Below are 14912 nucleotides of genomic sequence, written 5' to 3'. Positions count from 1 at the left end.
GTGAGTGAACCTGTTCTACAAAAAACAAAAGTTAAGATAAAAGATACCTCATTGATAAAAGAACGCTCTTTCGTTTTACTCTGGATTGGTACGTTTTTTACTGGGTTAAGTTTTAGCATGTTTTATTTTGCTGAAGCCTGGTATGTAGTAAAGATGTTAAATTTAGAATCTTCGTTAGGAATCATTTATATTGCAGGTGCCATTCCTAGGATTATATTTATGTTGCTAGGTGGCGTATTAGCTGATAAAGTGAGCCAATCCAAAGTTATGTTCTTTTCAGATTTTACGAAATCACTAATTGTTGGAGCACTTGTCATTTTATTAATGTTAACAGGTGAAATACATTTATGGACTTTAATCTTTTTTGCATTAATTTTTGGCGTACTAGATGCTTTTTTTTGGCCAGCTTCGAGTTCAATTATTCCTGCAATTGTTCCCAAAGACTCACTAACAAGAGCTAATTCAATTATTCAGACTACTAGCCAATGCACTTCTATTTTTGGTCCAATGGTAAGCGGCATTATTATTGTAAACTTTGACTATACAGGCATTTTTGGATTGGTTGCTAGCTTTTTATTACTAGGGAGTATTTTTGTATTATTCATTAAGATTGATAGCAAAAATACTAATATAGAAAATAAGCAGCCAATTCTTCAAAGTTTAAAAGAAGGCATTAGTTATGTACAAAAAAAAACCGTTTTAAAAGCTTTCATTTTAAAAACTCTATTCTTAAATCTTTTTTTTACAGGTCCATTAACTATTGGGCTCCCTATTTTCGTTAAAAATGTGCTCAAAGGGAATACTTTATATTTTAGCTTACTTGAATCATGTTTAGCTATAGGAATGGTTATTGGATCTGTCATTTTGAGTATATTGAATCTTAAGAAAAAAAGAGGCGTTGTAAGTCTTAACTCACAAATGCTACTAGCACTTTGTTTTTTATTGTTTAGCTTTTCGTTTGAATCATGGCAAAGTATTACTATTGCTATTTTTCTAGGAATTTCAATGACTGTTTCCTCCATATGTGCTGTCTCCCTTATTCAAACTGAAACAGATTCAGATATGACCGGTAGGGTAATGAGTATTCAAACACTTTCTTCTATGGGGCTTACACCAATCTCATTTGGGTTAACATCATTACTCCTTTCACTTGGAATAAATATACAAATAATTATACTTATCGGGGCGTTATCTTTATTAATATTTACATTTCTTCTTTATTTTAAAATACCTATATTACGTGAAGTGGACTAAAGTGTTTGCATTATTAACTTTTAAATTACATCTTAAAAGTTGGAGTCGTCCAGATCTTCTTATCATTGACGAATTAACGACCAATATATTCCATAACAATAAGAACAAGGTGATGCACTTATTGTAACTTCCACTAAATATTTTATTTAGTGGGAAAATTTGTGGGAGATGAAGTATAAATCAAGGCCATGTTAGCCGATTTTAACATCACGCAACGATATTTTATTTTAAGGGGGGATTTATATAGGCTTCGTGTGAAGAAAAAGCTGAAATACAGCCAATAACATTAAACCGCTAATACAGTAGAATTTATATCTGTTAAAAAAGAGTAAATTTGAATAGGTTATTAACACCCTGCATAAATGCATCACTATTTAAAAAAGATAATATGCTCTCCATGAGGTAGAGAGATAAAAAATAAAATCTGTTTATTTAAGGGAGCGTATTTTCTATGGATCGAATGAAATATTCTAAACTTGAAAAATTGATTATTTTATCTATTTATAAAGGTAGCCATCATTCAATAATCAGCATTACGGCTATCTTTTCTGTTGATTTCGAATAAAAAAAAGATATGAAATAAATGATGAAGATTGTTTAACGCTTAATGTATATCGTTGGATTAAAGTCTGTGATTCGTCGATAAACAACGCGTTATGTTCCCTCACCCGCACAATATGTCGCTGAAAATCGAATCAATCGTAAGTTTACTGCAAGCAGCCAAATGAAAAATGGGCAACAGGTGTCATCGAGCTTAAATTAGGGAACTGAAAGAATACATATTTAAGCGCCATTTTTAATCTTTACGATGCCTCTATTATTTGTTATGTATCGGGACATTGAAACAATAATTAATTGGTATTTCAAACATTTGAATAAATTATCACCATATTAAAATAACATTAACGTAGTAATTGAAGATATTAATATACATTACATGGGTTTAAGAGAAAAATTGAAAAAGAAAATATAATTCATAGTATGTCACGTATAGGAAAATGTATAGATAATGGACCAATGAAATCGTTTTGAGGACCGTTATAGTGTGAAGGGTATTACTTAAAAAGTATGAAGCATTATAACAAACAATAGCTAATTATATCAAATTCTACAATAACATACGTTATCAAGAAAAATTAAGCAACTTAACCCCATTAGAATACATTGTTCAAGCTGCTTAAAGTATTATTCTTATTTCCACTTTCTACTTGACAGTATGCTCTACAAAAATGACTCAAAATGAATTGTACCTATTTGAAATAGACCTTTTATAAATTTCGTTATTTTAACACTCTAGTATAAAAAACATTTCATTATCTAAAGAGACTTTTAAAAAATAATTCATTCCAAATCCTTGCTTTCAATAAGTTAATCTTTTAATATATCTGAAATAACCTGTAACGCTTGATCTAGATCCTTCTTAGTAATCCCTGCATGTGTTACTGCACGAATACGCCCGTGTCCAAATTCACCTATATTTACTCCTTGTTGATGAGCTTTTTGAACGAAATCATTCAAAGTAAATTTATTTCCTCTTAATTCAAATATAATAATATTGGTATGAATTGAATTTAAATCAATATTAACACTTGGAATCTTTTTTAAACCTTCTGCAAAGTATTGAGCATTTGTATGATCCTCTGCCAATCGATCTATCATTTCGTTAAGAGCCACAATCCCTGCTGAAGCTATAATACCAGCTTGACGCATACTTCCTCCCAGCATTTTTCTTATTCTTCGGACTTTTTTAATAAATATTGAATTCCCTACTACAATAGAACCTATTGGAGCTGAAAGACCTTTAGATAAACAGAACTGCACTGAATCAGAAAATTTAGCAATCTCTGAGGGTGATATATTTAATGCTACTGCCGCATTAAATATCCGAGCACCATCCATATGAAGAGGAATACCTTTATGTTGAGTATAGGCATAAAGTTCTTCTAAATACTCAAGTGGCAACACTGCACCACCACAACGATTTTGAGGATTTTCAATACAAACTAATGAGGGTAAAGCAAACTGAGGGTCCTCTAGATCATCTGGAAATGCCTTTTCTAAATCGTTAATTAATAAACGCCCGTCTCTCTGTGTCTGAATCGGTTCATAGACAATACCTCCACAAATGGTTGCACCACCAGCTTCATATATATATATATCTGATTCATTACCAACTATAGCTTTAGTCCCACGGGGACAATGTGCCATAAGTGTCGCTAGATTTGCCATGGTCCCACTAGGCATAAAACACCCTGCCTCTTTATTTAATATTCTAGCTGCTAATTTTTCCAATTCATGAACAGTTGGATCCTCACCATAAATATCATCTCCTAAAACTGCATTCGACATTGTTTTTAGCATTTTGTCAGTTGGTAAAGTAAATGTATCACTTCTTAATTCTATCATTTTAATCGCTCCTTTTTAATTTCCTACCATTATTTCTAGCTTTTCTATAGATTTATTAAGTCGTGCTTCCGTTTCTTCATACGAATTTCCTTCAACTATTACATAACCTAGTCGATCATAGGCATTTTTTGGTGAGATAACCTTTTCCCCTCGATTAATATTAATATTGACTTGGTTGACACCTTGAAGTGTTCTAACTTTTTCAATACCCCTAATATCATTTAATATTCCATCTAAATCAGAAACTATAAATTTAATTCCAGCATATTTCTGATAATTTAATATTGGTTCTTTATATTTCCCTACTGCCAATAGTAGTTGATATTCTAACATATCAATTCCTGTAGAAATTTGAATAAGTTTGGGTATCATTCCTCCAGCAAGCCTTGCATTAATTTCTATAATAGCGCAACCCTGAGGAGTAAGCTTGACCTCTGTATGAGTTGGTCCATTAGTTATTCCTACTGCTTTAAGTGCGGCTTCAACAGTGTTTTGAATTTCTCGAGTAACATCAATTGGTAACTTTGCTGGAAACACATGTTGATGCTCCACGAAGTGTGGAAATCCTATCAATTTTTTTTCAGTAATACCAACGCATATCCCCTTTCCCTCAAAAGAAAATATTTCAACACTATACTCTGGAGCATCAATAAATTCTTCTAAAAGGACTGTCTGTGCTGTTGCTTGTCCACGGGAATTCTTTTTCCATGATAAAATTTCTAAGGTTTGCTCTTTAACCTCTGCAACAGTTTTACAGAATCGTACTCCATTTGAACCACTATCATCAACTGGTTTTACAATACAAGGAAGACCAATAATATTAAGAGATTTATTTATATCTGAAATAGAAGTAACTTCTTCAAATTTTGGTTGCCTAACTTTACCCTCTTTTAAACACTTTCTTGTTTCTAGCTTATTTCGACAGTTACGTATCGCTTGTACAGAATTCCTGGGTAGACTATATTTATGCGCTAATTCAGATACAATTTCTAAATAAAATTCACTGGTGGTAGTAATACCTTGAATTTTATCTACTTCTAAATTATTATTTATAGTTTCGTATAAAATTTCAATGTTATTCGTATCACAGGTGAATATTAAACATTCTGCTTTTTCTAGGCCAATATATCGATCTGGATTATTAGTAAAAAAGACAGGTGAAAAACCACATAATTTAGCTTTATTTAAAGCTAGCATCCCAGTCCCCGTTGTATTAGCTTCAATAAATAAAAGTATGTTCTGCATTTCTTGCTTCTCCTTTCAAGGTTGCAAAAGACCATGATTTTACTACTGAACCATATGGTACTTCGCCTGGATTAACTGGTAACGAAAATACATCAATGTCTTTCTCCTTCAAATATTTATCATTAAAAATAGTATTAAAATATCTATCACCACGATCAGGAAAAATAGCCACGACTTTTGCTTCCTTTGATATTTTATGACTAAACCAACGAGAAACTGCATAAACCGAACCAGAACTATTTCCAGCAAATATTTTTTCTTTATGTGCTAACTCTAATGTTGCAGAAAAAGCTTCTTCATCATTTAACCAATGAATCTCATTGATGATAGAATGTTCTAAATTTGGTGGAATCAAACTATTTCCTAATCCTCCCTGCAAACGATAGGGTTGATCAGGTTGTCCAAATAAGACGCTGCCCACACAATCCACTGCTACAACATGCAAATTAGGATTTTTTTTTCGCAATTCCTTCGCAGTTCCACAAAGTGATCCACCGCTTCCTATTGATCCTATTAATACATCCACATGATGTAAATCCTCAATAAGCTCATTTGCTAATTCGCTATAAGCGTTGGGGTTTTCTGGGTTTTCATATTGACGTGACCAAAAGGCTCCTGGATAATCTTTCATGAGTTCTTTTAATTTTTCTAAACGGGCACTTTGCCAGCCTTGACTGGTCATTTTTTCTACAATATGTACCTTACACCCCATTGCATTTAATTTTGATAAAGTAATTGGATCAATACGTGGGTCAGTAACAATATGAACTGGATGACCTAAATATGTACCAACTAAAGCAACCCCCAGCGCCATCGTTCCCGAAGAGCTTTCAATAATAGGGACACCATCAGGTAATATCCCTTGTTTTTTTGCCTTAATGATTATTTGTTTTGCAACACGATCCTTCATTCCAAATGGATTCATCGACTCAAGTTTGGCATATACTGATCCTATCGAGTCTTGATCTAATTGAAGTTTAACTAACGGTGTCTTACCAATTGCTTGAATAATATTTTCAGCTAGCATACTTTTATCCTCCCTTCTCTTAGTTCCACGATTGGTAAATTGTGAATTTTTTAAATCTTTTACTTATACGTTCAGAAACTGTGTGCAACTGTTCTTTGTACTTCTTATTATCCGGTGAAAGCAGTATCCCTAAGCACGTTCCACTATGTGCCACAACAACTCCAAGCCCACCAACTTCTTCACATATGGAAATCAATTCATTGAGGGACTGTTTAGGTCTGAGTTTTTGATTAAGTATAGCACTTCGAGAAGCTACCTCACCAATAGTAAAGACATCTTGATTTTGAATTGCAGTAGAAATTGTACTTAATAATTCACGATATTCCATTTTATCTTCTGCTGTAAAAGGCTTAACAATTTTATTAAATTCTATAGTGTCTACTTCCCCCCCCTCATCAGTACTTACAATCGTCAGCGGTGGTAAGTTACCAAGGAATTTATGTAACTGTACTTTTTTATGATAAAAAGAAACTGTACCTTCATACATCACACCATCCGATGGTTCAATTTCAGACATAAATATTTGAAGTTGAGCAATAGGAATTTTAATGTCATAACAATCCTCTATTGCTCTAGCAACTGCTACAAGATCAGCTGAAGAGCTTGCTAGCCCTTTACCAGAAGGTATCTCGCTATTAATTACTAAAATTCCACCCTTGGGAAGGTTATAATAATCAAGAATTCGATTAGCTAACTTCTTAGCCTTAATTTTAAATACAGGAAAAACCTCTATTGTCGATTCCTTTGTTCGAACTGTAAATTTAGCATAAGAAAAGCGAGAAATAGGGAGTGTGACAAGAAAATCTACATCCCCCTCGGGAAGAACACCTTGAAGCAATTCACCAAATGTTCCAAAGGCTACCCCCTCTCCACTTATGACAGTTTTTATTGCTTTTTCAAGATTATCGCATACTTTAACAGCCATCACTTCTCACCCTTTGCTACAAAAATAAGAATCAATTCTTTCATACGCTTCCTTAACTTGTTTCTGTTGTAGACACCATTGTTTACGTATTTGTTTAATTTGTTCTTCTTGTACTTTAATTAATTTCATGACTTCCTTTGGACTAGTTGCCCCCGCTGTATTCTTTCCAATTAAATTTTGTTGAGGATCAAACGCCTCTCTTATTAAATTTTCAGGAATACCAATCTTATAACCTTGCTCCTGACAAACTTGCTCAAGCAGTTTATAGTTTACTTCTGATGGTTTCAATTGCTCATCCATAACCAGTACAATATAACGCCCCACTATAGCCTGTGCTTCTCGATAAGGAATTCCCTCATGTAGTGTCAAACAATTAGCTAGAGCAAAACCGCCAAAGTAATCATTTATACATATTTCTTTCATTCGTTCTTCTTTGAATTCTATATTTTCCATTACTGTGGTAAAAATCTTTAATATTGAACGTGTTGTTTTAAATAATGTAATTAGATTACTATTAGCCTCTTTAGAGACTTCGACTAAGTTTGTAAAAGCCGTATTCCTTTGTCCCATAATTAAATCTAAGTAATAAGTAGAAATATGAGCAGTTTTACCACGTATTCTTTCCAGAATAGTGAAATTTTTCTTTTGAGGCATTGCTGATGATATGCCCGAAAGCTGATCCGGAAGATCAATAAATCCATATTCTCCACTGCCCCATTGAATTAAATCTGTTACAAACCTGCTTAAAAAAACACTAAATGTGGAGAGTTCTCCCGCTATTCGTAGGGCCCACTCTCTTGAAGCAACTGATATCAATGCATGATTTTGTATATTATCAAAACCTAGCATTTTGGCCATAGTTGGGCGATCCCAATCAAGTTCTAATCCGGACATCGCACCAGTTCCTAGCGGACTCTTGTTAATTCTATTGTAAATAAATAAGAGATTCTTTAATAATTCAATAACTTGTTCAGTGACTGCCGAAAGATAGAATCCCGGGCTAATTATTTGAGCAGCTTGATAATGAGTATAACCTGGCATTAACATTGAGCTAGTAAGCTCCGATACGTGATGCACAACATCTATAAATTCAAATAAATCTTCAATAATTAAAAATACTTGTTCTCGTGCAAACATTAACTGAGCACATGCCTGAAAGTCATTACGACTACGATCCATATGCCAAGCCGGCACTGGTTCTGATATCCTTTGGTTTACAAATTGTTCTATAGCAAATGCTATATCAGACATATTATTAGTTAAATCTGCACATAATGTCTCCTGATTGATTTGATTCAGTAAATTAAATATTTCATCCACAGATTTTTTTTTTATTAATTTCATACGTTGATATTCTAGTAGCATTACTTTTTCAATTAGTATATATCCAGTTAAAAAGTAGTTAATTTCATAATTAAATTGAGGCTCTAGAATTTCCTTATGTAACAACATACTTGGGTTGCTTTTTATTCTACCTGTAAAGGTATTTTTTTTAAAATTCTCTTGCATCTGCATATCTACCAACCTTCCTAAAATTAATTGAGACCGATATAAGAATTAGCTGCTGTAAGACCATATCGCGAATTACACCGTTAAGTAATTTAATGCTTTCTTTATACTTTCTGCTAAGGTAATAACATGTGGTGGAGTATTTAAATTATGATGGTTTCCTGTTATTTCAAATACATGTAACTTACCTAATGTACGATTAGACCAATCTTGCGATTTAACCAAAGGAAGTGGATCTACAGATGAAGTCTCTGATACCTTATATAAAAAAATATCAGAATGTATTTTACCGATATAAGTATAATTGTCCTTTGCATATGCATTAGATACTGCAACTTGCATCTTTCTTTGAAACGTGATTGGATTCTCTCCTCTTGGTAATTGATTAAGCTCCTGAGCTCGATTCAAAATTAGAGATAATAGTTTTTCTTCATCATAATTTTGAGATACTACATCTTCCAATCCAATTGATGATGCTACCTGACTCAAAACTCGGATATGTGGTGGTTTATTACTAGTACTTATAGTAGTTGGAATAGTATCAATCAAACCTAAAAACTCAACTTTTTCTCCTATCATTTCAAGCTGTCGAGTCATTTCATATGCTACATTACCACCAAATGACCAGCCCGCTAATCGATATGGCCCATGCGGAACAACTTTTTTGATTTCTTTAATATAATGTGTTGCCATAGTTTCAATGCTTTGTAATGGTGTTTCATCAGATTCGTACCCTACTGACTGTAAACCATAAACTTTTTCTTTTTCCCCTAAAGATTTTACCAAGTGAAAATAACCGAATATGCCACCTCCACCGGGATGTATTAGGAAAAGCGGTCTACTTCCCTCTTGTCCCTCTTGAATTGGAACCATACAACTACTATGCGCTATTACTGTTTTACCTCTAAGAAAATCGCATAGCTCTATCACAGTAGGTTTTTTGAATAATATAGCTAGTGGTAAATCAATATCAAAATGCTCATTAAATGTAGCTAATAATTCTAAAGCCTTTAAAGAATGTCCACCAAGCTCAAAAAAATTATCAAATATACCTATATTTTTTCTCTGTAATATTTCTTCCCACAGATTAACCATTTTTAACTCTACCTGATCTCGTGGAGCTGCGTAACTATCATTAAGTTCTAGTTTATTGATATTAGTCTTTTTTAATAATCCTCTATCTATTTTCCCATTTATAGTGAGTGGCATAGTATCCAGTTTTTCGAATACAGAAGGTATCATATACTCCGGTAAATATCCCCTTAAATATTGACGCAGCTCATTACTTGATAACACTTGATCTTCTTTAAATGTTATATATGCTACTAAACGTTTATCTTTCGTTTTATCTTCTTGAATTAATACCGCTGTTGAATCTACTACAGGATGTTGAGACAATAATGTCTCAATTTCTCCTAATTCTATTCGATACCCTCTAACCTTAACTTGATCATCCATTCGGCCTAAAAATTCTATATTTCCATCTCTTAAATAACGACCTAAATCTCCTGTTTTATATAACCTTGCTCCCTGTCTTCCACTAAAAGAATCTATAATGAATTTTTCTGTAGTCAATTCAGGCTGATTCAAATATCCACGTGCTACTCCTTCCCCTCCAATATAAATCTCACCTTTTACACCAACTGGTACTTGTTGTAGGTTTTTATCTAATATGTAAATTTGCACATTAGATATAGGACGCCCTATTGGAACTTGTCCATTTATAAACGTATCCGATGAAACTTCGTATGTAGAACATCCAACTACAGTTTCTGTTGGACCATACTCATTTATTAATCGGGTGTTAGGTGCATATTTTCTCCATAATGCAGTATTCTCTTCAAAAAGTGGCTCGCCACCAATTACAATTGTATGTGCCTTTCCAGCAAACTCTTCTGGCTTAAGTTGCTGACTTAAAAGTTTTAAATGTGCTGGCGTTATTTTAAGTAAACTCAAGGACTTACTCCCCTTAATAATTTCACCAAATGCTTCAATATCAGCTGATTCTGGTATTAACGTAACCTCTTTCCCTACTAATAATGATGGGAATATACTTGTAATAGTTAAATCAAAGCTAAGAGAAGAATGGACAATCGTTCCTTCGCCATGTGTGACATCATATTCTTTAATACACCAAACAAGATAGTTAGTGAGACTATAGTGTTGTATCATGACACCTTTCGGTCTTCCCGTTGAGCCAGAGGTATAAATAACATATGCCAAATTATTAGATGTTACTTTACTTACAAAGTCATTTTTACTTTCTTGTAAAATTTCTTCCCACTGTCTGTCTAAACAAATTAAATTTTCATTCAATTGAGAAAATAAAGTGATTAACTTTTGTTGCGTTAATAAAAGTGACACTTGAGAATCCTTAAGCATATAGGCAATCCGATCCTTCGGATAAGTAGGATCAATTGGAACATACGCTCCACCTACTTTATGAATACCTAAAATCCCAATAATCATCTCACAAGAACGCTCTAAACAAATTCCAACTAAAACTTCAGGACCAATCCCCTGTTTCTTTAAATAATGAGCTAACTGATTAGCACGGTTATTTAACTCTCTATATGTCAATTTTTCCTCTTCAAAAGACACGGCAATTGCATCTGGAGTCTTCTCTACTTGTTCCTCAAATAATTCATGGAAACATTTTTCCTTTGGATATGGTGTCAAAGTATTATTCCAATTAAGTAAAGTATCATTTTCATGCTCACTCAATACAGGTAATTTAGCAATTAGTTGGTCTGGGCTATTTACTATCCCTAATAGTAGAATACAAAAATGTTCTATCATTCGTTCAATGGTTTTCAAATCAAATAAATCCATATTGTATTCAAGATACCCGATTAAACTATCAGTCTCTTCTTCATCCATAAAAGTTAGAGTTAAATCAAATTTTGCCGCTTCTCTATAAATAGATATCGATTCAACTGTTAAATCTGACATCGTTGCAGGTTTTATTGGTGCATTTTGATACTGAAACATTACTCTAAATAATGGAGATTGACTCATTCCCCTATCAGGCTTTAGCTCTTCAACTAACCTATCAAAAGGGTAATCCTGATGAGTGTAGGATTCTAATGCCGCTTCAAGAACTTGCCTTAACAGCTGTCGAAAAGTAAGATTTTCCGAAAAATTTGTTCTTAATACTAGGGTGTTTACAAAAAATCCAATTAAATTCTCAACTTCTTCTCTATCTCGATTTGCAATTGGCGTTCCTACTAGAATATCATCCTGCCCAGAATAACGATGAAGAAGGACATTATATGCTGCAAGTAATAACATATACAAAGTGCTACCTTCTTCTTTACATAATGACTTCAACTTTTCATTCAAATCTTTTGGGATTTTAAATTCGTATAAAGACCCCCTAAGGGATGGGCTATTAGATGGCGGTCGATCTGTTGGTAGTTCTAAAGTCGGCAAGTCTCCTCCCAATTTCCCCTTCCAATATGCCCCTTGTTTCTCTAATACTTCACCTTCTAGCCACTCACGTTGCCAAACTGCAAAATCTGTATATTGGATTGGGAGTTTAGGTAAAGGAGAATTTAGTCCCTTATTAATCGCTTCATATAATACGGTGAGTTCTTTTATTAATACCCCCATTGACCATCCATCTGAAATAATATGATGCGTGTTGACTACTAAGATGTGCTCAAGTGGATTTAATTTGATTAAAGTAAATCTAATCAACGGTCCCTTTGATAACATAAATGGTTTCTGAACTTCCTGTTTAGCTTTTTCAATTGCTAGATTTTCTCGTTCATCTTCCATTAAGTCTGACAAATCAATTATTGGAATAGTTAACTTTTTATATGGATTAACATTTTGAACAGCTTTTCCTTTTTCACTGGAAATGGAGATTCGTAGAATATCATGTCGACGTAAAATCTCATTGAGACTTTTCTCTAAAACTTTAACATTTAGTAAACCGCATAACCGTAAAACAAGGGGGTAATTATACACAGGACTTCCCGGCATAAATTGTTCTAGAAACCACAATCTTTGTTGAGAAAAAGAAAGAGGGAAAGTGTTAAATCCCTCTGATTCATTTAGCAGTATCTTCTCTAAAAGCTTTCTACGCTCATCATGTGAAAGAGAGTCAATATTATTATCAATGCTACTCATTTTTTGTCTCCTTTGTTTGCTAATAAATTTTGTAATAAAATCGTTACTTCTTCATCAGACATATTATCAATTTTTTTTAATATATGCCCATTTCTTTTTGGGATAATTTTTTCTATAGAATCTATTCTTTTCTCTTGATCTTTTTTCTCAATAACTAATTTTGCTAAACCTGCAATTGTAGGTTCTTCAAATAGGCTCCTTACAGATAGTTCAATATTAAAACCTTTACGTAATCGAGAAATTACTTGCGTACCCAACAATGAATGACCTCCCAATTCAAAGAAGTTACTATGAATTCCAATCTCATTTAGCTCAAGAATTTCACACCAAATCTTAGAAATTCTCTCTTCTACTTTATTACGAGGCGCTTCATACTCTTCTACTTCCTTACTTATTGACGGTAACTGCGGTAACTGCTTCCGATTTACTTTTCCATTTGGAGTCAATGGTAAATGTTCTAAATAGGTAATGTGTGTAGGAATCATTACAGCAGGTAAAAGCTTAGATATATAATTTTTTAATTCTTTTTTTGAAACTAAATTATCTTTCACAGGTACAACATACGCAGCTATGTTATCGTCTTTTTTATCATTTTTAAGATTAATTACTACACTAGACTTTACAGATGGATGTTGAGATATAATCGCATTTATTTCATTTAAATCAATACGTACACCACGTATCTTGATTTGATCATCGTTTCTACCAATAATCTGAAGATTGTTATCCCATCGATAGTATCCTCTATCCCCCGTATAATACAGCAAATCTTCTTGATCATCCCTAAAGATATTTTTAATAAATCTTTTATTATTTCCTTCTATATTATTAATGTATCCCAACGTACGGAATGGCGTGCGAATTACAATCTCACCCGGTTCATTTATACCGCAATTCATTCCATTTTCTGACAATACGAGCACCTGAGTTTCAGGCATTGGTATACCAATCGGCTGAATACCAGGTAAAGGATTTTTAGGAACTATATAAAAACATTTTGCTAAGGTTGTTTCTGTTGGACCGTATAAATTCACAATATTACCAATTTTATCTGATGAATTGCGCAATCTTTTTACAAGAACATCGCTCAATGGTTCTCCTGCAAAAAATATCCATCGTAAAACATGCAAACCTATATTGAGATCTGAATCTAAAAGCCATGATTGTGCTAACGATGGTACAGTATGAAGTATTGTTATTTTTTCACGTTCTAACCATGGCAATATATAGTCTGAACCCAAATCTTCAATTTTATCAGGTAAACAAAGAGTTGCACCTGATGTTAACGGTAAGAGAATATCTCTTAGTACTACATCAAAAGATAAATTAGTCAATTGAGCAATTCGATCCCTTGGCACAATATTAAACGTATGCATTTGCCAGTGTAGAAAATGACTTAGCCCTTTATGATTACCTAATACACCTTTAGGAATACCTGTTGTACCAGAAGTGAAAAATATGTAAGCTGTATCTGTAGCGGATAATTTAGGAAGCTGAACTTTTTTATAGTCACATTTAATCTCTGCACCTATAAATTCATCCATTCCAGTTTTAATACTTATTACATTTAAACTTGGAATAAATTTCTCGAATTCCTCCGTATATTCAGATTGATTTACATTCAAAATGGTTTGACATTTCGCTTCTTTCATCATACTTAATTTACGATTCATAGGTAGATTTTTATCGATAAGGAGTAATACTCCTCCACTCATAAAAACTCCCAGTATAGATGCAACCACCTCAAAACTCCGTGAACCAACTACTCCTACTACTTCTCCTCGTTTAACTCCTTGTTCCACTAGTTTTTTTGCAATTAATATTGCCCTTGAATTTAGATTCTTATAAGTTAACACCTGTTTCCCCTGTGATAAAGCAGTGTGTTCTGGTTTTTTTTCTGCCCAAGATTGGAAATATTCCGACACCAATGGATAAGTTTCCTCTGGTAAACATTGTGTAATATCAGAACGAATTGATTCCGATTGTGATGTTATAAGTGAATAATTAGTTATAGATTTTTCGGCATTTTCAACAAATTGTTTTATTAGATATTCCAGTTGCTTTAACATAATATTGATGAGTTCTTCTGAAAACAAATCCTCTTGATATACTAAATCGAATTGTACTCTATCTTGTTCTTCACCTATGTAAAGTGTAATTGGAAATTTAGCTAATGGCTTCTCCTCTTCAAGATAGTCTAATATTAAACCTGAATTTCCCCATGAATTTTGCTCTATATGTGAAAAATTATTATAATTAACTATTATTTCAAACATTGAATTTCGATTTATCATTCGATCTGGATGTATTTCTTCCACTAATTTCTCGAATGGGACATCCTGATGAGCGTAAGCTTCTAAAGAAGTCTCTCGTATAAGCTTTAAAACCTCTCTAAATGTCTTATCTCCTGAT

General features: G+C 33.2%; 9 protein-coding genes. 2 read left to right on the top strand and 7 right to left on the bottom strand.

Annotated features, from left to right (window positions below; genetic code table 11):
* A complete protein-coding gene (locus MR079_RS03365) occupies positions 1 to 1254 on the top strand; it encodes an MFS transporter (protein WP_242293520.1) in 1254 nt (417 codons plus the stop codon).
* Positions 1255 to 2342: 1088 nt separating this feature from the next.
* A complete protein-coding gene (locus tag MR079_RS29425) occupies positions 2343 to 2435 on the top strand; it encodes an IS3 family transposase (RefSeq protein ID WP_396022957.1) in 93 nt (30 codons plus the stop codon).
* Positions 2436 to 2622: 187 nt separating this feature from the next.
* On the opposite strand, the gene ltaE is transcribed toward MR079_RS29425, so the two are convergent.
* The 7 genes from ltaE to MR079_RS03330 form a co-directional block, all read right to left on the bottom strand.
* Complete coding sequence (gene ltaE / locus MR079_RS03360) at positions 2623 to 3660, bottom strand: low-specificity L-threonine aldolase (RefSeq protein WP_137074583.1); 1038 nt, start codon at positions 3658 to 3660, stop codon at positions 2623 to 2625.
* 15 nt (positions 3661 to 3675) lie between these two features.
* Positions 3676 to 4905, bottom strand: a complete 1230-nt coding sequence (locus tag MR079_RS03355; RefSeq protein ID WP_242293519.1) for an ATP-grasp domain-containing protein — start codon at positions 4903 to 4905, stop codon at positions 3676 to 3678.
* Positions 4880 to 5932, bottom strand: a complete 1053-nt coding sequence (locus tag MR079_RS03350; protein WP_242293518.1) for a cysteine synthase family protein — start codon at positions 5930 to 5932, stop codon at positions 4880 to 4882. The genes MR079_RS03355 and MR079_RS03350 overlap by 26 nt, the downstream gene beginning before the upstream one ends.
* 19 nt (positions 5933 to 5951) lie before the next feature.
* Positions 5952 to 6857 (bottom strand): GHMP family kinase ATP-binding protein, encoded by a 906-nt coding sequence (locus MR079_RS03345; protein WP_242293517.1) that lies wholly within the window; start codon positions 6855 to 6857, stop codon positions 5952 to 5954.
* Between the two features lie 6 nt (positions 6858 to 6863).
* Positions 6864 to 8372 carry an argininosuccinate lyase gene (locus MR079_RS03340; protein ID WP_242293516.1) on the bottom strand — a complete coding sequence of 503 codons (1509 nt, stop codon included), beginning with the start codon at positions 8370 to 8372 and terminating at the stop codon, positions 6864 to 6866.
* Between the two features lie 69 nt (positions 8373 to 8441).
* Positions 8442 to 12500: a non-ribosomal peptide synthetase gene (locus tag MR079_RS03335; protein ID WP_242293515.1), complete on the bottom strand. Its 4059-nt coding sequence runs from the start codon at positions 12498 to 12500 to the stop codon at positions 8442 to 8444.
* Positions 12497 to 14912 (bottom strand): non-ribosomal peptide synthetase (locus MR079_RS03330; RefSeq protein WP_242293514.1); only part of this gene is annotated, 2416 nt, incomplete at its 5' end. The genes MR079_RS03330 and MR079_RS03335, both read right to left, overlap by 4 nt.

The sequence above is a fragment of the Bacillus cereus group sp. BfR-BA-01381 genome (assembly GCF_022663555.1).
Taxonomy (GTDB): Bacteria; Bacillota; Bacilli; order Bacillales; family Bacillaceae_G; genus Bacillus_A; species Bacillus_A pacificus.
Note: the sequence above shows the minus strand (reverse complement) of the source record. Positions and strands in the feature narration are given on the sequence as shown.